This window comes from Mesorhizobium neociceri, from assembly GCF_013520985.1.
Classification (GTDB): domain Bacteria; phylum Pseudomonadota; class Alphaproteobacteria; order Rhizobiales; family Rhizobiaceae; genus Mesorhizobium; species Mesorhizobium neociceri.
On the sequence record NZ_JACDTY010000022.1, the window covers coordinates 73,374 to 93,301 of the forward strand.

The window sequence follows — 19,928 nt, forward strand, 5'->3', positions numbered from 1 at the left end:
TCACTGCCCCAGCCGTTCGAGCAGGATGGGCACGTGCACCTGGTCGGATTTGTAGTTGCCGGTCAGCATGTACATCATGATGTTGACGCCGGCGCGCAGCGCATAGATGCGCTGCATCGGGTCCGACGGCACGGTCGGCAGCAACGGGTCGCCGTTCTCGTCGACGGCCCAGGCGCCGGCAAAATCATTGGCGGTGATGAGGATCGGCGAGACGCCGTCGCCGACGCGCACCGGCCGGTTCTCGGCGTTGCTGGCGTCGAGCGAGGCTTCGACCCAGAGCGGGCTGCCGGCGAAGCGGCCGGGAAATTCGGGCAGAATGAAGAACGATTTGGTCAGCACATGGTCCGACGGCACCGGTTCCAGCGGCGGCACGTTGAGATTGCCGAGGATGTCGCGCAGCCGCTCCGTCGCCGGGCTCGCCGAATCGGCGCCGATGCCGTTGGCAAACTGGTCGCGGGTGTCGAACAGCACCGTGCCGCCCTGCTGCATATAGGCGTCGATGCGGGCGATCGCGGCTTCGCTCGGCATTGGGGCGGAAGGGTCGATCGGCCAGTAGATCAGCGGATAGAAGGAAAGCTCGTCCTTCGAGATGTCGACGCCCGCCGGCGCGCCCGGCTCGAGCGCGGTCTTCTCGATCAGGAAGTGGGTCAGGCCCTCGAGCCCGGCGCGGCTGATCGAATCGTCACCCGGCACGCCGGTCAGCACATAGGCGATGCGGGTTTTGGCAATGTCCTCGATGGCGGCGGTGTCGCCCGGTTTGGCGTCGTCGGCGCGGGCGAGGTCGGCATGGCCAAGCAAAATGCCGAGCCCGAGCAGCAGCGCAGCGGTCGTTGCCGCGGCCGTCCTGGCGCGGCGCGGCCGGCGCGACAGCAGCCCGCCCATCCAGAACACCGCAAGCGTGTCGAGCAGCATCAGCACCAGCGCCGCTGTGACCAGCGATCCCTTGAGGTCGCGCGATTCATCGAAAGCATACTGGATATTGGTCACCGGCACCGCGAATTGCGGGCGGACCAGCGGCGCGAAGGCTGTGGCCGGGTCAAGCAGATTGTGGGCGAAGACGCCGGTTTCGGAACCGTAGAGGCCGGGCGGGTTCTCGAACGTCACCGGCAACGGGCCGGCGACGGGCACCAGCGGCCGTGCATCCGGCGTCGGTGGCACCAGCGTGCCGTCGGCCGCGATCATGCGATAGGGGGCCAGCGATGTGGCAGCGGCTTCGGCGTTGGCGACCGCCGCACCCTGATTGCGCGACAGCTGCACGATACGCCGCAACATTTCGACGAAACTGCCGGAGATCGGCAGCGTCGACCATGTCGCTTCCGGCGTGATGTGGAACAGAACGAGCGTGCCCTTGCCCTTTTTCAGCCCGGTCACCAGCGGCGTGCCGTCGGCCAGCGTTGCCCAGGTGCGCTCGACGATGTCGGGCGTCGGCTCGGCCAGGACTTGACGGCTCACCGTGACTTCGGCCGGCGGGGAAAGGTCGGCAAAGGGGCCGTTCTTCGGGAATTCGGTGACCGCCTGCGGCGTCGTCCATGACAGGGAGCCACCGAGCGAACGTTCGCCGGTGCGCAGCCGTACCGGCAGAAGATCGTCGTCATTGCCGGCGGCGGCCAGCCGCGACCCGGCGAAGCGCACGAGCGTGCCGCCATTGTCGACCCAGTCGACCAGCCGCTGATGGACCTGCGGCGGAATGGTGCCGATATCGGCCATGACGATCATTGCCGGCTTCTGGTCGAGGAGCTGCGGGATAGCGTCGGCGAGGTCGGCGCTCGACGGTTCGACCAGATCGGCGAAGGGCTGCAGCGCGCGCCTGATATAGTAGAGCGGCGACAGAAGCGGCTGCGCCTGGTCTGCTTCGGCCTGCGACAACAGCCCGACGCGGCGGCGCTTCGAGCTTTCGTCGAGCACGCGCACCGCACCGGCCTGGCGCTCGCCGTCGAGGGCGATCGAGGCGAAGTCGTTGCGCAGTTCGAACGGCACCGCCATCGTGCCCGTGGCGGTGGTTTCGCCGGGCGCGAAGGTCAGCGTCGCATCGGCGATGCGGCGGCCCTTGTCGTCGAAGGCGCCGGCGGTGACTTGCGCCGGCGCCGGATCGCCCGGCGCGCGGATGGCGGTCAGCGCGAAGCCGTCGACCTGGTTCTCGGCGCCGGTCAGCCCGGTCAGCGCCAGCCGGTCGGAACTGGCCCAGACGACACGGGCGGCATTTTTCGACAGCAGCGTGTTGAAGGCGGCCTCGTCGCCTTTTGCGGCCAAGCCGTCGGCGAGAACGGCAACGCTGGCGCCGGGCAAAGTCTCCAGCACGCCGGCGACGCGCGCATAGACGGCGGGGCGGTCGGTCGGGATCGGTCGCGGCTTGGCGGCGCGCAGCCGGTCGAGTGCGGCGGCGGCGTCGAACGGGCCGATCTCGGCATTCGGCTTTTCGGCGGTGAAGGCGATGACGACCGGCACGCCATTCGAGCCGGCGTCGGCGATCAGCCGCTGGGCGGTGGCGACGCGCTTGCCCCAGTCGGCGGCACTTGCCCAGTCATTGTCGATAACCAACGCCAGCGCGGCGCCCTCCGCCGGCAGTTTTTCGCGCGGGTTGAAGACGGGCTCGGCCAGGGCGGCGACGACAAGGGCGGCCATCAGCAGCCTGAGCAGCGTCAGCCACCACGGGCTCTGCTGCGGCGTTTCCTCACGCTTCAGCACGCGGGCGAGGATCTTCAGCGGTGGAAACACTTCCGTCTGCGGCTTGGGCGGCGTGAGTCGCAGCAGCCACCAGATCACCGGCAGCGCCAGCAGGCCCCACAACACCATGGGAGCGCCAAAGGAGAGCGGCAGCCAGCTCATGCGCTGGCCCTTCCCGCGAATGCGCCATCGGCGGTCATCGCCATATGGATGCGCACCAGCGCCTCAGAGGCGAGGCGGTCCGTATGGTTGACCGTATAGCTCCAGCCGAGCCGCTTGCACCAGCCGGCCAACTCCTGGCGGCGGGCGGTGTAGAGGAGGCGATATTCGTCGCCGAGCATTTCGGCCCGGCCGGCGGTCAGCTTGTCGCCGGTCTCGGGATCGGTGAATTCGGTGCGGCCGGCGTAGGGGAAGCTCTCTTCGGCCGGATCGGCGACCTCGATCAGATGCGCGCGCACGCCATGGCGGGCCAGCACGTCGAGCCAGGCCATGGTCTCTTCGACCGGATCGAGGAAATCGCTGACGATGACGATGTCGCAGAAGCGGCGGATGCTGGACAGATCAGGCTTTGCCGGCGGGTCGGCGGCGTGCATCAATTGGGCTGCGATGCGCTCGGCGCCGTTGCGAGCGGTAAACGGATCGGTCAGGCCCGGCCAGGCGATGCGCTCGCCACTGCGCGACAGCAATTCGGCCATGGCCAGCGCCAACACCAGCGCACGCGATTCCTTGGACACGCTTGCACCAGTCGATTTGTAGAGCATGGAGGGCGAGGGGTCGGCCCACAGCCACACCGTATGGGCGGCCTCCCATTCGCGGTCGCGCACATAAGTATGGTCGTCGCGGGCCGAACGGCGCCAGTCGATGCGCGAGGAATCGCCTTCGACATAGGGGCGGAACTGCCAGAAATTCTCGCCGATGCCACGCTTGCGGCGGCCATGCCAGCCGGCGATCACGGTGTTGACGATGCGGCGCGCCTCGACCAGCAGGTCTGGCACCAGCGAAGCCCGCAACCGGCCTCTGGCGAGCGCATCGCGCGTCGCTGCCGGTGTCTGGACTTCGCCGATACGCGCCATCAGATGCCTTTGGCCAGTTTCGCCACCACGTCACGCACGGTCGTGCCCTCGGCGCGGGCGGCAAAGGTCAGCGCCATGCGGTGCTGCAGCACCGGCTCGGCCAATGCTCTGATATCGTCGACCGAAGGCGCCAGCCGTCCGTCATAGAGAGCGCGGGCGCGGGCGCAGAGCGTCAGCGCCTGGCTGGCGCGCGGACCTGGACCCCAGGCGACGTGCTTGTCTGTCTCGGCATTGCCCTGGCCGGGGCGCGCCGAGCGCACCAGCTTGAGGATGGCGTCGACGACGCTTTCCGGCACCGGCATGCGGCGGATCAGCGTCTGGATTTCCTTCAGCCGCACAGGCTGCAGGACGTTTTGCGCCTTCGCGTCCTCGATGCCGGTGGTTTCCAAGAGGATGCGGCGCTCCGCCTCGATCTCGGGGTAGAGGATGTCGACCTGCATCAGGAAGCGGTCGAGCTGCGCCTCGGGCAGGGGATAGGTGCCTTCCTGCTCCAGCGGGTTTTGCGTCGCCAGCACGTGGAAGGGCGCCGGCAGGTCGTGGCGCACGCCGGCGATGGTGACGTGGTACTCCTGCATCGCCTGCAGCAGCGCCGACTGGGTGCGTGGCGAGGCGCGGTTGATCTCATCGGCCATCAGCAATTGCGCGAAAATCGGGCCGGAGATGAAGCGGAAGGAGCGCTTGCCGGCCTCGTCCTGCTCCATCACTTCGGAGCCGAGAATGTCCGACGGCATCAGGTCGGGCGTGAACTGGATGCGGCGCGAATCGAGGCCGAGCACGACGCCCAGCGTTTCGACCAGCTTGGTCTTGGCAAGGCCGGGCACGCCGACCAATAACGCATGGCCGCCGGCGAGCAGCGCCACCAGCGTGCGCTCGACCACCGCTTCCTGGCCGAAGATGACGCGGCCGACGCCGTCGCGGACCCTCGAAATATCGGCCAGCGCCGTCTCCGCCTGGGCGATCATGTCCTTTTCGCCGATCGGGCTTTCCTTGACCATCACGCTCATGCCGCTTCGATCCTTGTGTTGGAAGTACCGGCTTGCATTCTCTTTGATGTATGTCGTTGACCCAGAACCGCTCGACACTTCTGGGCGACATGCACTGTAGCAGTGCCCCAGAATGCCTCGATTCGGCCTCGCCTGGCGCCTGCATTTCAACTTAAATCACAGACTTAGGCTGACAAGCGGAACAACAGTGACTATTTCGTGACCATGACGGAACGCTCCGAACATCGCGAACAAAGCCTTACCGGTGCCACAGAGGCGCGCGGTCTGGAGGCACTGATCTCGCGCGCCACCCGCGCCGGCAAGGGCGCGGCGCCGGTCGAGCGCTGGAATCCAGACTTCTGCGGCGATCTCGACATGGAGATCAAACAGGATGGCACCTGGTTTTATCTCGGCACGCCGATCGGCCGCATGCCGCTGGTGCAGCTGTTTTCTACCGTGCTGCGCAAGGACGAGGATGGCAGGACCTATCTGGTGACGCCGGTCGAACGGGTCGGCATCCGAGTCGTCGACGCGCCGTTCATCGCCGTCGAAATGGATGTTTCCGGCGCCGGCGAAGAGCAAATCATCACCTTTCGCACCAATGTCGGCGATGTCGTCGAGGCCGGACCCGGCCATCCGCTGCGCTTCGTCGACGAGAACGAGACCGGCGGGCTGAAGCCCTATGTGCTGGTGCGCGGACGGCTGGAAGCGCTGGTGTCGCGGCCGGTGATGTACGAGCTGGTCGAGCATGGCGAGGAAATCGACATCGACGGCAGGACGATGTTTGCCGTGCGTTCGAAAGGCGAGGTCTATCCGATCATGCCGGCGGAAAAGCTGAAGCGGCTGAGCGCATGATGGATCAGGTGACGCCGCCGCCGTTTTCCACAGCGGATTTTCGCGCGCGGGTCGCGGCGCAAGCGCAGGCGCACGCCGGCGATGATTATGGCGACCATCGCTTCAACCCCGGACATCCCAGGCTGAAGCAGTTGAAAGCGCTGCGCGATGCTGCCGTGCTGATTCCGGTCGTCGATCATGGGCGCGACGCGACCGTGCTCTTGACCAAGCGCGCGGAAAAGCTGCGCAGCCACTCCGGGCAAGTGGCTTTCCCCGGCGGCACCATCGATCCGACCGATCCGACGCCGGAAGCAGCGGCGCTGCGCGAAACCTTCGAGGAGATCGGGCTCGGCCCGGACCGCATCGAGATCATCGGCCGCATGCCCGATTATGTCGCCGGCAGCGGCTATCGCATCGCTCCGGTGCTGGCGATCGTGCGGCCGGGTTTTACGCTGTCGCTCAATGCCGACGAGGTCGATGCCGCCTTTGAAGTGCCGCTCTCCTTCCTGATGGATCCGGCCAACCACACCAGGGACAGCCGCATGTGGAACGACCTCGAATGGTTCTTCTACGAGATGCCCTATGGTGGCCAGCGCATCTGGGGCGTCACCGCCGGCATCATCCGCACGCTCTATGAAAGGCTCTATGCTTGAGTGATCCGATATCGCTGGCGGGCAGGGCCGACTGGCTCGGTGAAAAGCATCTGCAACGGCTGCTTGCCGTGCTGGCGCAAGGCGGCGAACAGGCGCGTATCGCCGGTGGCGCAGTGCGCAACGCGCTGATCGGCCAGCCGGTCGCCGACATCGATATCGCCACCACTTGCCTGCCTGACGAGACCATCCGTCGCGTCGAGGCGGCGGGCTTCAAAGCAGTGCCGACCGGCATCGAACACGGCACGGTCACGGTGATCGCCGGCGGCACGCCGTATGAGATTACCACGCTGCGCGCGGACATCGAGACCGACGGCCGCCGCGCCAAAGTGTCGCTCGGCCGTGACTGGAAGGCTGACGCCGAACGGCGCGATTTCACCATCAACGCGCTTTACGCGGAGGCCGATGGCACGGTCATCGACCTGGTCGGCGGCGTCGCCGATATCGAAGCGCGCCGGCTGCGCTTCATCGGCGATGCCGAACAGCGCATCCGCGAAGACTATTTGCGCATATTGCGCTTCTTCCGCTTCTTCGCCTGGTATGGCGATGGCCGGCCCGATGCCGAAGGGTTGAAGGCCTGCGCCCGGCTCAAGGAAGGACTCGGCCAGCTCTCGGCCGAGCGCATCTGGGCCGAACTGAAGAAGTTGTTATCGGCCCCAGATCCGTCGCGCGCGCTGCTGTGGATGCGCCAGGCCGGCGTGCTGACCAGCGCGCTGCCGGAGAGCGAGAAATGGGGCATCGATGCCATTCACGGGCTGACCAAGACCGAGAAGGATCTGAGCTGGGCGCCGGATCCGCTGCTCAGGCTGGAGGCGATCGTGCCGCCGGATGCCACGCGGATGAAGACGCTGGGGGAGCGGCTGAAGCTCTCCACCAATGAGGCGGATCGCCTGCGGCAGTGGGCACTGACGGCTGCAATCGAGCCCAAGACGAGCGAAGGCGAACTGGCCAAGAAGCTTTATGCCGGCGACCGCCAGGGTTTTGTCGATCGCCTGCGGCTGTCGCTCGCCTCGGCGCGGGCGCGCGCTGTCGAGGACAGTGACGCCCTCATCCAGGCCGGCGGCTTTTCGCGCCTGCTGGCTTTCGCGCTGAAATGGGAAAAACCGGTGTTCCCGGTCAAGGGCGCCGATCTGACGGCACTTGGCGCGTCGCCCGGGCCGAAACTCGGCGCGATCCTGAAAAACCTTGAAAAGGAATGGATCGGCTCCGGCTTTACGCTCGATCGCGACGCGCTGCTTGAGCGCGCCGCGGAGGCCTTGAAGGCCGGCTAAGGTATTTTATTCAGGCCGCGTCGCGGACCTTTTCGATGCGCGAACGGATCGCTTCGATCATCGTCTCGCGGATGACCGTTTCGCCATGCGTCTCGCGCATGTGGTCGACGGCACGGCGCATGACCTCGGCCTCCTCGTCGGCACGGGTGTGCCACTCACAGCCGGGAACCAGCGAGCCGCAATGGAATTCCTTCATGGGATTTTCTCCTTTCCTCCTTGGAGCCTGCGCCTCTCATGGGCACGAAGCTCCGCCACCTTTGTTTCGCGCCCAGCAGTCGGTTTGGGGGCACGTACGGGGGAACTAGCATAACACGGTTCGGCGGTTTTGGTTGCCGCCTAGAGCAGTTCATCGTTGCACGGAAACCCAGAACCGCTCTAAGTCTTTGTTTTACGCAATTCCTTAGGGAAAGCGCTACGCGCTTTTCCCGGGAAAACCGCTTCACACTTTTTCTGGAATTGCTCTAAGCGAAAAAGGCGGAGCAGCGCTGCTCCGCCTCCTTACGCTACCTCAGGGCAAGACCAATTCGGTCTTGTCCCGATAGGGCCGTCATTTCACGATCTTGACTGCCTCGGCAACTTTGTTCTTGCCGCTCATGTCCCAGGAAACGCGGACCTTTTCGCCGGCCTTCAGGCCAGGATCCTTGAAGGTCTTGGGCGGCGTAAAGGTGGAACCATCGTCCAGAACAAGGCTCATGGCCGTTCCATCATAGGTCTTGACCGTGCCCGTGGTGTGCTTGACCGCGGCAAAGGCAACCGAGCCGGAAGCGAGAAGGGCAGCCGCGGCAGCCGAAACAATGAGTTTGCGCATGGTAAGTACTCCTGGAAAAATGCGGGGCATTCGATTGGGAAAATGCTCCGTTTCGTTAAGGGCCGTCTGGTTGCGTCGAGTCGCAGTTCGGGAGCGAACCACCGGCGCTTCCCGACCCGGAAACGACAAATAATCCTTTTATTTCAATTGCCTATTAGACGAAAAAGATAATCAGGGCGCCACATTGCATGCCCAGATTCGGCGAATGGGACAGCTTTGCGGCTCACGCTCCGCTCACCGATTTGTTACGGCCACCTGACCTCCGGTGGCAGGCTGGACAGGATCGAGGCGACATTGCCGCCAGTCTTCAGGCCGAAGATGGTGCCGCGATCGTGAAGAAGGTTGAATTCGACGTAACGGCCGCGGCGAATGAGCTGTTCGTCGCGGTCGTCATCGGTCCAGTTTTCGTTGAAATGGGCTCGAACCAGGTGGCCGTAGACGACGAGAAAAGAACGCCCGACATCCTGGACGAAGTTCAAATCGGCATTCCAGCCGCCTTTGTCCTCACCTGAATGCAGCCAGTCGAAAAAGATGCCGCCGACGCCGCGCGGCTCGTTGCGGTGCGGCAGATAGAAATACTCGTCGCACCAGGCCTTGAATTTGGGGTGGTCGGCGACCGCGGCGTTCTTCTCGCAGGCAAACTGCATGGCGCGGTGGAAGGCGATCGTATCGGGGTCGTCCTCGGTGCGGTGGCGGTCGAGCACCGGTGTCAGATCCGCACCGCCGCCGAACCAATGGCGCGACGTCACGACCATGCGCGTGTTCATATGCACGGCCGGCACGTTGGGGTTCCAGGGATGCGCGATCAGCGAAATGCCTGATGCCCAGAAACTCGGGTCTTCCTCGGCGCCGGGCATCTGCTTCCTGAATTCGGGCGAGAACTCGCCATAGACGGTCGAAGTGTGGACGCCGACCTTTTCGAAGACGCGGCCCCGCATCATCGACATGGTGCCGCCGCCGCCCTTGCCCTGGTCGCGTTCCCACGGCGTCTTTTCAAAGCGGCCGGGCGACCATTCGGCCAGTGGTCCCTGCAGTTCCTGCTCGATCTGCTCGAAGGTGGTGCAGATGCGCTCGCGCAGCGTCTCGAACCAGAGCCTGGCCTTCATCTTCTTCTGTTCGATGTCGGCTGGCAGGCCTGCCGGTATTTCTGGTCGTTCCAAAATCAGGTCTCCGGTCTCAGCCGACAAAGGACTCGTCTTTTCCGGGCGCGATCCCTAATCTCTTAAGGGCAAGGGTCAAGTGTCATCTGGTCAAGGCCCCAGGAGTTCTTTCATGCGCACCCCGGCAAGACCGCCGCTGGATGGCTTGAAGAAGCGGCTCGACCGTTCGCGCGCCGAGCACGAGCGCATGCCGCGCGACGGCTTCCTTCGCGAAACCTTCGTGCTGCCGCGCTCGGATGCGCGGCTCAAAGCCAAGGAATGGTTCGAACGCTTTCCCAAGCAGGCCTACTGGACCGAGATCGAAAGCTGGTTCGAACGGCCGGGAGACGTCATCGAATTCACGATACGGCGGCTGCCGGCGGCGGATTAGGATTCCACAAGCAGTCGCCTTGCGCCCGGCCCTTGCGCACTCAACCGGTCTTCCCTGTTCCTGAGCGGGCATTTGTCGATAGACATGCAGCCGCAGCCGATGCAGTCGGTCAGGCCGTCGCGCAGCTTCTTCAACTGGTTGATCTTGCGGTCAAGATTGTCGCGCCATGCCGTTGAAAGCAGATTCCAATCCTCGCGAGTCGGCGTGCGGCCGTCAGGTAATGATTCAAGTGCCGCGCCGATCTCCGCCAGCGAGATGCCGACCTCCTGGGCAACCCGGATGATGGCCACCCGCCGAAGCACATCGCGGCCATAGCGCCGTTGGTTGCCTGACGTGCGGTGGCTGCGGATCAGCCCGCGCGCCTCGTAGAAATGCAGCGCCGACACCGCCACGCCGCTGCGCATGGCCACCTGGCCAACCGTCAATTCCTTTACCGGAGCCATCTCGATTTTCCGCTTGACCTCAAGTTAAGTTGAGCTTGTAGCCAAGAAAACGTGGATGTGCAAACGAAGGAGAAGGCGATGTGCGCCTGGACGAAGATGACGGGAGTTGCCAGCGAACTCCTAGCCGAGTTGCCGGATGGCTTCGCCGGCGACCATGGCGACGGACAGCGCGACGTTGATGCTGCGCGTGCCCGGCTGCATCGGGATCGTCAGCCGCGCATCCGCCGCCTGATGGACAGGATCCGGCACGCCAGCGGATTCGCGACCGAACAGAAGAACATCATCTTTGGCGAAGGCGAAAGCCGTATAGGTCGTCGCGGCTTTGGTCGTGAGCAGCACCAGCCGGCGGGCTTCGCTTTTGCGCCAGTCCTCGAAGGCGTTCCAGTCGACATGCCGGGTCAAGGCAGCCATTTCGAGGTAATCCATTCCGGCTCGTTTGAGCGCCTTGTCGGAGAGCGGGAAGCCGGCCGGCTCGATGATATCGACGCCGAGGCCAAGGCACGCGGCGAAGCGCAGGATTGTCCCGGTGTTGCCGGCGATGTCAGGCTGGTAGAGGGCGATGCGGAGACCAGAGTTCATTTCCGCGTCTTTCTAATAAGTGGCAGATCGGCCACAGCGGACTCCTGGTTTTGGAAATTGCTGGACCTGCGGGTGGCCATTTTCTGCGAAGTCGATTATACCGCACGCATTGTCAACCCGAACCGATGGAGGGGTATTTCATGATGACCATGCACATCCAGCGCCCCTCTCGTGGGCTTACCTGCCTGCCGGCGGTATCGGTACGACGATTTACCTGACTTCCTAGATTTGATCGCACCGATTCCCGCCGAACCAAGTTTTCGGCTTTCGAAGGAATCCTGCGATGTTTTTCAACCTGTTGAAGGGGCCAGACGCCCCACCTGAGCGTGTCCTGACCGAGGCCTGTTCTCGCGTCCCGACCGATGCAATCCGCGCCTCCGGCCGAATGCCGGCGCACGATCTTGCTTCGCCTTTTTATCTCTATTTTCACACGGAGGACGGACCGATGTTCGATCCCTACAGAATACCTGGCTCAAGAAGCCTTCACGAGCGCAAGACGGCGACCTGGGCGTTGCTGATCGGCGAGACCTATTCGTCGGCGGTTCACGCCGAGAGCCGCCGGCGTCCGCATCGCGGCATGTTACCGGATGTCGATTTCTCGCGCGCGGTTCCCGACCACAGCCGGCCGACGCTGGTGCGCCGGATCATCCGGCTGATCCGACCGGGCGCGAAAAACCGGGCTGGCGGCGGCGTGCCGTCAGCTCAGTCGAACGCGTCTGTCGGCGAAAAGCCCGCAAGTCCCTATATTGCGCGAAGCAGGACCGATGGCCCGGGTGATTCCGGGCCGTCGGTCCCTGACGCCGTACGTTCCGGGGATTTCTCCCGCGCCGCGTGAGCGGAAAACTGATTTGTGAGCATCGCTATGTTTAGCTGGTTTGAAAAAAGGCTCGATCCGTTCCCTGCAGCTGAGCCGGTCGAGCCGCCGAAGACGCTGGTTGCCTTCTGCGTGCATTACACGCGCGGCGCCTGGCCCTATATCATCGTCGATGCGGTGCTGGTGACGGCGATCGCGGTGGCCGAAGTGTGGATGTTCGGCTTTATGGGCCGCATCGTCGACTGGCTCTCCGGCCAGAACCGCGAAACCTTCCTGCAGACCGAGAGTTGGAAGCTCGCCGGCATGGCGTTCGTCGTGCTGTTTGCGCTGCCGGGCACGGTATGGCTGCATTCGTTGCTCAACCAGCAGACGCTGATGGGCAACTACCCCATGCGCATCCGCTGGCAGGTCCATCGCTATCTCTTGAAGCAGTCGATGAGCTTCTACCAGGACGAGTTCGCCGGCCGCATCGCCACCAAGTTGATGCAGACAGCGCTCGCCGTGCGCGAATGCGTCATCAAGGTGATCGACGTGCTCAACTACGTCATCGTCTATTTCCTTGGCATGCTGTTCATCGTCGGCTCGGCCGATTTGCGGCTGGCAGCACCCCTTGGCGTCTGGCTGCTCGGCTATATCGGGCTGTTGCGCTACTTCATCCCGAAGCTGGGCAAGGTCGGCAAGGCGCAGGCCAATGCGCGCTCGACCATGACCGGCCGCGTCGTCGATAGCTACACCAACATCCAGACGGTCAAGCTGTTTTCCCATGCGCGCCGCGAAGCCACGTTCGCCCGGGAAGGCATGGCCGGTTACCTCGACACCGTCTACCAGTCGATGCGGCTGGTGACGGTGCTTTACGGCCTGCTCTACATCCTCAACGCGCTGCTGCTGTTTTCGGTGACGGCGCTGGCGCTGTGGCTGTGGCTTGGCCAGGCGGTGACGATCGGCGCTGTCGCAGTGGTCATCGGCCTGGTGCTCAGGATGTGGGGCATGTCGCAGTGGATCATGTGGGAAATGTCCGGCCTGTTCGAGAACATCGGCACGGTGCAGGACGGCATCGCCTCGATCTCGCTGCCGCGTCTGGTCGAAGACCGGCCGGGGGCGAAGGATATTGCCGTCACCAAGGGCGAGATCCGCTTCGACGACATCCGCTTCCACTACGGCAAGCAGAAAGGTGTCATCGAGAGCCTGTCGCTGACGGTGAAGCCCGGCGAGAAGGTCGGCATTGTCGGCCGCTCGGGTGCAGGCAAGTCGACGCTCGTCAACCTCTTGTTGCGCTTCTACGATCTGGAGAACGGCAGGATCCTGATCGACGGCCAGGAGATCGCATCGGTGACGCAGGATTCGCTGCGCGCGCAGATCGGCATGGTGACGCAGGACACCTCGCTGCTGCACCGTTCGGTGCGCGACAACATCCTCTATGGCCGGCCCGACGCGACGGAAGAGATGCTTGTCGAGGCAGCCGGGCGGGCCGAGGCGCTGGAGTTCATCGGCGGGCTTTCAGACCACACCGGCCGTAAAGGGCTCGACGCTCATGTCGGCGACCGCGGCGTCAAATTGTCCGGCGGCCAGCGGCAACGCGTCGCCATTGCTCGCGTTATGTTGAAGGACGCACCGATACTTATCCTTGACGAAGCGACGTCGGCGCTGGATTCCGAAGCCGAGGCCGCCATCCAGGAGAATCTCTACAAGCTCATGCAAGGCAAGACCGTCATCGCCATTGCGCACCGGCTGTCGACCATTGCGGCGATGGACAGGCTCGTCGTCCTCGACAAGGGCCGTGTCATCGAGGAGGGGTCGCATGAGGAACTCGTCGCCAGCGGCGGGCTCTACGCGCAGCTCTGGCAGCGCCAGTCGGGCGGGTTCCTGCTCGACGACGGTCCTGTCGATGCCGCCAATGATGCCATAGCCCACGATATCGGCATGAAGGGTGAAGCCGCAGAGTGATGACATCAGCATGATGACAGCCGTCTACCGCTGGTTCGAGAACTGGGTCTATCCGTTCAGGGAGCCAGCGACTCTTCGGCCACCGTCAAGCGTCGGCGGCTTCCTCTGGTACTATGTCGGCCAGGCGAAGTTCGCCTTCTTCGCCATGCTGGTCATTGGTGGCGTTGCGCCGCTGATCGAAGCCGGGCTGTTCTACTTCGTCGGGCGCCTGGTCGATATTCTCGACCAGCTTCCCGGTGAACGCAGTTGGCACGCGCTGTGGACCGCCGCCGGTCCTGAGCTGGTGTTCATGATCGTGGTGGTGTCGGTCATCCGCACCATCGTCGTCGGTCTGTCGGCGCTGGTCAACGAGCAGACGATCACGCCGGGTTTCTACAATCTGGTGCGCTGGCAGGCGCACCGGCATGTATCGCGCCAGTCCTACACCTTCTTCCAGAACGATTTTGCCGGGCGCATCGCGACAAAAGTCTGGCAGGCTGGGCAGGCGACCGGCGACCTGATGGAGAGCTTCATCGAGGTCATCTGGTTCATGCTCATCTATACGGTGACGACGCTGGCGCTGGTCGCCGGGCTGGATTTGCGCCTGGCCGTGCTGGTGGTGCTCTGGATCCTCGCTTTCGCCTGGCTGGCCAAGCTCTATCTGCCCTCGATCCGCAGGCATGCCGAGGCCACGGCTGAAGCTGGCTCGATGATCAATGGGCGCATCATCGATTCCTATTCCAACGTGCAGACGCTGAAGTTGTTCTCGGCCGATGGCGACGACCGCTACATCAAGAATGGCTTCGACATCTATCTCGACGCGCTGCGGCCTTTCACCCGCCGGCTGACCGGCGTGCGCATGGCGCTGACGACGCTGTCGGGCATCATGATCACCGCGATTGGGTGTTTTGCCGTCTATCTCTGGGTCGAAGGGTCGATCACCGTCGGCGCCGTCGCTTTCACACTGTCCCTCGTCTTGCGGCTCAACATGCTGCTCGGACGGGTGATGATGCAGCTCAACGGCATATTGCGAAACCTCGGTGTGCTGGAAAACTCCAAGGCGCTGATCTCGCAGCCGCTTGGGCTTGTCGATGCGCCGGATGCGAAAGAGCTTGTCGTCGCCGGCGGCCGTATCAAGGTGAAGAATGTCGAGTTTCACTACGGCAAGGGTTTTGGCGTGCTCAACGGCATCGACCTTGTCGTGCGGCCGGGCGAGAAGGTTGGACTGGTAGGTCCGTCGGGCGCCGGCAAGACGACGCTCGCCAACCTGATCCTGCGGCTCTACGACCTCGAAAGCGGTGAGATCACCATTGATGGGCAGGACGTGTCGGAGGTGACGCAGAATTCGCTGCGCGCCAATATCGGCGTGGTCAGCCAGGACACCGCGCTCTTCCATCGTTCGCTACGCGACAACATCAAGCTCGGCATGCCGGATGCAACCGACGCCGAGGTGGTCGCTGCGGCGAAGAAGGCCGAGGCGCATGAGTTCATATTGGGCCTGCGCGACAACCGCGACCGTGCCGGCTACGAGGCCTTTGTCGGCGAGCGTGGCGTCAAACTGTCGGGCGGCCAGCGCCAGCGCGTGGCGATCGCCCGCGTCTTCCTCAAGGATGCGCCGATCCTGATCCTCGACGAGGCGACCTCGGCACTCGATTCCGACATCGAGGCGGCGATCCAGGAGAATCTGACCCGGCTGATGGAGAACAAGACGGTGATCGCCATTGCGCATCGGCTGTCGACCATCGCCGCACTCGACCGGCTGGTGGTGCTGGACGGCGGCCGCATCGTCGAACAGGGCACGCATGACGAGCTGGTTGCGCTGGACGGGCTCTATGCGCGACTGTGGAAACGGCAGTCCGGCGGCTTCCTCTATCACGAGGAAAGCGTGCTGGAAGAGACGCGGCCGGCGGAGTAGTGCATGGCTGGATCGCCTGATGTCGGCTACGTCCTCAAGCGGCTGCGGCCAACCGCGCCAGCCTTCGTCGCGCTGAAGGAGGAGAGCCGGCTGGAGGGCTACTGGATGCTGGTGCGCCTGGCGGATAGCTGGTCAGGCGGCCGCAACAAGTTCCTGAAGCGAGGCGAGGCGCTGTTTGGGGCATGGCATGGCCGAGAACTCGCTGGTGTGTGCGGGTTGAACATCGATCCTTATTTCGAAGGCAGGGGCCACGGCCGGGTCAGGCACCTGTTCGTCAGCGCGCGTCACCGCCGCAGCGGCCTTGGCCGCATGCTGGTCGAGACCGTCATTGACAGGGCACGTCACCATTTTGCCGTGCTGAACACCCGCGCGCCACAAGAAGCCTTTGGGTTCTATGAACGGCTTGGCTTCCAGCCGGTGGTGGGCGAAGAATTCGTCACGCACCGCATGATGCTCTCTCAAGACAGAAAAGGAGGCTGAGATGTCATTGCGTCCGCCATCCGCCGGCGCCTCGGCTGCCGAAGCCGCGTTCGACGCCCTCGGCCATGAGATACTGGCCGAAAAGGCCGCGGCACTCGGCCGTGCCGGCCAACGGGTCGAGGAAACGCTGAAGAAGCTGCGCGAGAACGACGACGACAAGGAGCAGCGACCGCGGCTCCTCAAGGACGCCGCCGAAGCGGTGCACGCCTATTTCATCCAGCGCGAGCTGTGTGGCTTGCGCAAGCACGAGGCGGTGATCCGGGAATACGATATCCCCAGGGCTGTCCTGGTCAGGCTCGGCGCCAAGTAGACGCTACTCCAGCCATTCGGTGATGAAGCTGCCGCTTTCGTGGATGTCGGTCGATTCGAACGGGCCGGGTCCGAGATTGGTGAATTTGTGCGGTGTATTCGGCGGCACGATCAGGATCTGGCCGGCCGTGGCCTCGATCTGCTTGTCGCCGATCGTGAACAGGCCGGTGCCCTGGCGGATGATGAAGATCTCGCAATAGGGGTGGGTGTGCAGCCGCGGGCCGCCGCCGATCTCCGGCTGGTAATTGAAGATCAGGCAGGAGTTGGAGCCGTAGGCGCTCAACTGCAGTTCGCCTTGCCAGCGGCCGGGCGTCCTGGTCCAGGTCTCGCGATCGATGATGTGTGCCATATCGGCGAGACTAGATCACGGCAACCTGTCCTGTCGAGACAGGGCGGGGAGCCTCGGATTTGCTGAGATTTCCCTGTTGTTTAGCCGCCTTTGCCGGCCGTTTGGCGTCTGGCCGACTGACACGCTGTTCTGTCCCCGCGACAATCTGCCCTTGTGGCCTCACCCCGCTGGACAAAAACGGGCTTCACGCATAAACCGAAATCCAAATGCCGGAGGAATTCGCTAGCTTGTTCGCCATGCGCTGTCGGGCCGGCGCGATGGAGCGGGGAACAAAGCTCGACCGCCGGCTCGGAAGAGGCGAAAGGATCAGGCACCCGTGAGCGCAACCGACACCCAGGATCCCAACCGTCGTGATTTTCTCTACGTCGCCACCGGCATGGCCGCAGTGGTCGGCGCAGGGGCCGTCGCCTGGCCGTTCATCGACCAGATGCGCCCCGATGCATCGACGCTGGCGCTGGCCTCGGTCGAGGTCGACGTCTCCTCGCTGACCCCTGGCATGTCGCTGATCGTCAAATGGCGCGGCAAGCCGGTCGTGGTGCGCAACCGCACCGAGCAAGAGATGAAGGACGGCGAGACCGTCAACCTTGCCGACCTAAAGGATCCGATCGCCCGCAACGCCAATCTGCCGGCCGATGCGCCTGCGACCGACGCCAACCGCACCACGCCCGGCAAGGAAGCCTGGATGGTGATGGTGCAGGTCTGCACACATCTGGGCTGCATTCCGCTCGGCCAGGAAGGCGATTTCGGCGGCTGGTTCTGCCCGTGCCACGGTTCGCAGTACGACACGGCCGGCCGTATCCGCAAAGGCCCGGCGCCGGAAAACATGGCTGTGCCGGTATTCAAGTTCATTTCCGATACCAAAATCCTTATCGGTTGAGGCAGGGGATATTTCGATGAGCGAGGGACACTCGACCTATACGCCCAAGACCGGTATCGAACGCTGGTTCGACGCCCGCATGCCGCTGCCGCGCATGGTCTATGACAGCTTCATCGCCTATCCGGTGCCGCGCAACCTGAACTATGCGTGGACCTTCGGCGGCATCCTGGCGATCATGCTGGTGGCGCAGATCCTGACCGGCATCGTGCTGGCCATGCACTATACGGCCGACACCAATCTCGCCTTCAATTCGGTCGAGAAGATCATGCGCGATGTGAATTCGGGCTGGCTGTTGCGCTACATGCATTCCAACGGCGCCTCGTTCTTCTTCGTCGCCGTCTACATCCACATCTTCCGCGGGCTTTATTACGGCTCCTACAAGGCGCCGCGCGAACTGCTGTGGATCCTCGGCTGCATCATCTACCTCTTGATGATGGCAACCGGCTTCATGGGCTATGTGCTGCCCTGGGGTCAGATGAGCTTCTGGGGCGCCACCGTCATCACCGGCTTCTTCAGCGCCATTCCGTTGGTCGGCGACTGGATCCAGCAGCTGCTGCTCGGCGGTTTCGCAGTCGACAATCCAACGCTCAACCGCTTCTTTGCGCTGCACTATTTGCTGCCGTTCATGATTGCCGGCGTCGTCGTGCTGCACGTCTGGGCGCTGCATGTGGTCGGCCAGTCGAACCCGACCGGCATCGAGGTCAAGTCGAAGACCGACACCGTCGCCTTCACACCCTATGCGACCATCAAGGACGCGTTCGGCATGATCGTGTTCCTGTTCTTGTTCGCCTATTTCGTCTTCTACCTGCCGAACTTCCTTGGCCATCCGGACAATTACACGATCGCCAACCCGCTGAAGACACCGGCCCACATCGTGCCGGAATGGTACTTCCTGCCGTTCTACGCGATCCTGCGCGCCATCACCTTCAACATCGGGCCGATCAACTCCAAGCTCGGCGGCGTGCTGTGCATGTTCGGCGCCATCGTTATGCTGTTCCTGGTGCCGTGGCTTGACACCTCCAAGGTGCGCTCGGCGGTCTACCGGCCCTGGTACAAGCTGTTCTTCTGGCTGTTCGTCGCCGACGCTGTCCTGCTCGGCTGGCTGGGCTCGCAGCCTGCGGAAGGCGGCGGTCTGTTGACCCTCCTGATAGGTGAGGTCTCGGGCAACTACGTTGGCTACGCTCAAGCGGCGACACTGTTCTACTTCGCCTTCTTCCTGGTCGCGCTGCCGGTGCTGGGCCTTATCGAGACGCCGCGCAGACTGCCGAATTCGATTACCGAGGCGGTGCTGGAGAAGAACAAGGGTGCCGGTGGGGGGCATCCGGCCGGTGCGACCTCCGCGCCGGAAACCAAGGGCTGAGCGAGAATCTAAGGGGATTTGGCATGAAGAAGATTCTCACCTCGCTCGCCCTGCTAGGCGTGTTTGCCGGCGGCATCGGAGCGGTCGGCACCGTGGCGATGGCCGCTGAAGAGGCGCACAACGCGGCAGCACCGACGCATTTCCCGATCGACGAACCGAAGGAAATGGACTGGAGCTTCGCCGGCCCGCTCGGCACCTACGACAAGGCGCAGCTGCAGCGCGGCCTGAAGGTCTACAAGGAAGTCTGCTCGGCCTGCCATTCGATGAATTTGGTGGCGTTCCGCACGCTGGAAGGCCTGGGCTATTCGGAGGCGCAGGTGAAGTCCTTTGCCGCCGAATACACCATCCATGACGGTCCCAACGATGCCGGCGACATGTTCGACCGCCCGGGCAAGCCGTCCGACTATTTCCCGGCGCCGTTCGCCAATGAGCAGGCAGCGGCTGCCTCCAACGGTGGCGCTGCTCCGCCGGACATGTCGCTGCTGGCCAAGGCACGCGGCGTCGAGCGCGGCTTCCCGCGCTTCGTGTTCGACATCTTCACCCAGTATGCCCAGGGCGGCCCGGACTACATCCATTCGCTGCTGACCGGCTACGACCAGACGCCGCCTGCCGGCATGGTGATCCCGGAAGGCACGCACTACAATCCTTACTTCATGTCCGGCGTGTCGCTGAAAATGCCCAAGCCGCTCTCCGACGGCCAGGTCACCTATGATGACGGCTCGCCGCAGACGGTCGACCAGTATTCGCGCGACGTCTCGGCCTTCCTGATGTGGGCGGCGGAACCGCATATGGAAGACCGCAAGAAGACCGGCTTCCGCGTGCTGGTGTTCTTGGCTCTGTTCGGGACGCTGATGTATCTGACCAAGCGCAAGGTATGGGAAGACGTCGCCCACTAAGGTGTGCCGATATTCAGGTGATGCCGGCCTGCAAATGCCGGCGTCCTGCGCTTCCGGTGCTCATATGTGGACGGCCCCCCGCTTGCAAGGATGGTTGAGATAGTTTGATCGGGTCTCTTGCGCTCATATGTCCGGCCTTTTGCGCGCGGATCTGAGAGCGCTGGCCAAGA

Annotated in this window: 21 protein-coding genes; 12 read left to right on the forward strand and 9 right to left on the reverse strand. The window is 63.7% G+C overall.

What is annotated here, in order from left to right:
* From H0241_RS29695 to H0241_RS29705, 3 genes are read right to left on the reverse strand one after another with little or no spacing between them, the layout of a single operon-like run.
* Positions 1–2,826: a DUF4159 domain-containing protein gene (locus tag H0241_RS29695; RefSeq protein WP_181061328.1), complete on the reverse strand. Its 2,826-nt coding sequence runs from the start codon at positions 2,824–2,826 to the stop codon at positions 1–3.
* Positions 2,823–3,737, reverse strand: coding sequence for a DUF58 domain-containing protein (locus tag H0241_RS29700; protein ID WP_181061329.1), 915 nt, complete (start codon positions 3,735–3,737; stop codon positions 2,823–2,825). Before H0241_RS29700 ends, H0241_RS29695 begins: the two co-directional genes overlap by 4 nt.
* A complete protein-coding gene (locus H0241_RS29705; protein WP_181061330.1) occupies positions 3,737–4,741 on the reverse strand; it encodes an AAA family ATPase in 1,005 nt (334 codons plus the stop codon). The genes H0241_RS29700 and H0241_RS29705 overlap by 1 nt, the downstream gene beginning before the upstream one ends.
* Before the next feature lie 204 nt (positions 4,742–4,945).
* On the opposite strand from H0241_RS29705, the gene H0241_RS29710 reads away from it, so the two are divergent.
* The 3 genes from H0241_RS29710 to H0241_RS29720 are packed head-to-tail and all read left to right on the forward strand — an operon-like array spanning position 4,946 to position 7,475.
* Positions 4,946–5,575, forward strand: coding sequence for a DUF1285 domain-containing protein (locus tag H0241_RS29710; protein ID WP_181061348.1), 630 nt, complete (start codon positions 4,946–4,948; stop codon positions 5,573–5,575).
* On the forward strand, positions 5,575–6,207 hold the full coding sequence (locus tag H0241_RS29715) for a CoA pyrophosphatase (protein ID WP_181061349.1): 633 nt from the start codon (positions 5,575–5,577) through the stop codon (positions 6,205–6,207). Before H0241_RS29710 ends, H0241_RS29715 begins: the two co-directional genes overlap by 1 nt.
* Positions 6,204–7,475: a CCA tRNA nucleotidyltransferase gene (locus tag H0241_RS29720; RefSeq protein ID WP_181061331.1), complete on the forward strand. Its 1,272-nt coding sequence runs from the start codon at positions 6,204–6,206 to the stop codon at positions 7,473–7,475. Before H0241_RS29715 ends, H0241_RS29720 begins: the two co-directional genes overlap by 4 nt.
* Positions 7,476–7,485: 10 nt before the next feature.
* Here H0241_RS29720 and H0241_RS29725 read toward each other — a convergent pair whose 3' ends face one another.
* From H0241_RS29725 to hemF, 3 genes are all read right to left on the reverse strand, one after another.
* Positions 7,486–7,671: a DUF1059 domain-containing protein gene (locus tag H0241_RS29725; protein ID WP_112561098.1), complete on the reverse strand. Its 186-nt coding sequence runs from the start codon at positions 7,669–7,671 to the stop codon at positions 7,486–7,488.
* Between the two features lie 351 nt (positions 7,672–8,022).
* On the reverse strand, positions 8,023–8,283 hold the full coding sequence (locus H0241_RS29730) for a DUF1344 domain-containing protein (RefSeq protein ID WP_181061332.1): 261 nt from the start codon (positions 8,281–8,283) through the stop codon (positions 8,023–8,025).
* A gap of 245 nt (positions 8,284–8,528) precedes the next feature.
* On the reverse strand, positions 8,529–9,443 hold the full coding sequence (gene hemF / locus H0241_RS29735; protein ID WP_181061333.1) for an oxygen-dependent coproporphyrinogen oxidase: 915 nt from the start codon (positions 9,441–9,443) through the stop codon (positions 8,529–8,531).
* Positions 9,444–9,555: 112 nt separating this feature from the next.
* Between hemF and H0241_RS29740 the strand changes: the two genes are divergently transcribed.
* On the forward strand, positions 9,556–9,813 hold the full coding sequence (locus tag H0241_RS29740) for a hypothetical protein (protein ID WP_181061334.1): 258 nt from the start codon (positions 9,556–9,558) through the stop codon (positions 9,811–9,813).
* On the opposite strand, the gene soxR is transcribed toward H0241_RS29740, so the two are convergent.
* Both soxR and H0241_RS29750 read right to left on the reverse strand, forming a co-directional pair.
* The gene (gene soxR, locus H0241_RS29745; RefSeq protein ID WP_181061335.1) at positions 9,810–10,256 is read right to left on the reverse strand and encodes a redox-sensitive transcriptional activator SoxR; all 447 of its coding nucleotides are present in this window, start codon (positions 10,254–10,256) and stop codon (positions 9,810–9,812) included. The two genes, H0241_RS29740 and soxR, sit on opposite strands and share 4 nt — an antisense overlap.
* Before the next feature lie 120 nt (positions 10,257–10,376).
* On the reverse strand, positions 10,377–10,835 hold the full coding sequence (locus H0241_RS29750; protein WP_181061336.1) for a tRNA (cytidine(34)-2'-O)-methyltransferase: 459 nt from the start codon (positions 10,833–10,835) through the stop codon (positions 10,377–10,379).
* Between the two features lie 445 nt (positions 10,836–11,280).
* Between H0241_RS29750 and H0241_RS29755 the strand changes: the two genes are divergently transcribed.
* Genes H0241_RS29755 through H0241_RS29775 form a run of 5 tightly spaced genes read left to right on the forward strand, consistent with a single transcriptional unit; the run spans position 11,281 to position 16,277 of the window.
* Positions 11,281–11,670, forward strand: a complete 390-nt coding sequence (locus H0241_RS29755) for a hypothetical protein (protein ID WP_235984548.1) — start codon at positions 11,281–11,283, stop codon at positions 11,668–11,670.
* A gap of 27 nt (positions 11,671–11,697) precedes the next feature.
* Positions 11,698–13,593, forward strand: a complete 1,896-nt coding sequence (locus H0241_RS29760) for an ABC transporter ATP-binding protein (protein ID WP_181061338.1) — start codon at positions 11,698–11,700, stop codon at positions 13,591–13,593.
* A 10-nt stretch (positions 13,594–13,603) separates the two neighbouring features.
* On the forward strand, positions 13,604–15,487 hold the full coding sequence (locus tag H0241_RS29765; RefSeq protein ID WP_181061339.1) for an ABC transporter ATP-binding protein: 1,884 nt from the start codon (positions 13,604–13,606) through the stop codon (positions 15,485–15,487).
* A 3-nt stretch (positions 15,488–15,490) separates the two neighbouring features.
* Positions 15,491–15,967: a GNAT family N-acetyltransferase gene (locus H0241_RS29770; protein ID WP_181061340.1), complete on the forward strand. Its 477-nt coding sequence runs from the start codon at positions 15,491–15,493 to the stop codon at positions 15,965–15,967.
* 1 nt (position 15,968) lies between these two features.
* Positions 15,969–16,277 carry a DUF6665 family protein gene (locus tag H0241_RS29775; RefSeq protein ID WP_181061341.1) on the forward strand — a complete coding sequence of 103 codons (309 nt, stop codon included), beginning with the start codon at positions 15,969–15,971 and terminating at the stop codon, positions 16,275–16,277.
* A 3-nt stretch (positions 16,278–16,280) separates the two neighbouring features.
* Here H0241_RS29775 and H0241_RS29780 read toward each other — a convergent pair whose 3' ends face one another.
* Complete coding sequence (locus H0241_RS29780) at positions 16,281–16,625, reverse strand: cupin domain-containing protein (protein ID WP_181061342.1); 345 nt, start codon at positions 16,623–16,625, stop codon at positions 16,281–16,283.
* A 316-nt stretch (positions 16,626–16,941) separates the two neighbouring features.
* On the opposite strand from H0241_RS29780, the gene petA reads away from it, so the two are divergent.
* From petA to H0241_RS29795, 3 genes are read left to right on the forward strand one after another with little or no spacing between them, the layout of a single operon-like run.
* Positions 16,942–17,502: a ubiquinol-cytochrome c reductase iron-sulfur subunit gene (gene petA, locus H0241_RS29785; RefSeq protein ID WP_181061343.1), complete on the forward strand. Its 561-nt coding sequence runs from the start codon at positions 16,942–16,944 to the stop codon at positions 17,500–17,502.
* A 16-nt stretch (positions 17,503–17,518) separates the two neighbouring features.
* Complete coding sequence (locus tag H0241_RS29790; RefSeq protein WP_181061344.1) at positions 17,519–18,862, forward strand: cytochrome b; 1,344 nt, start codon at positions 17,519–17,521, stop codon at positions 18,860–18,862.
* A gap of 23 nt (positions 18,863–18,885) precedes the next feature.
* On the forward strand, positions 18,886–19,758 hold the full coding sequence (locus H0241_RS29795; RefSeq protein WP_181061345.1) for a cytochrome c1: 873 nt from the start codon (positions 18,886–18,888) through the stop codon (positions 19,756–19,758).
* Positions 19,759–19,928 lie beyond the last annotated feature (170 nt).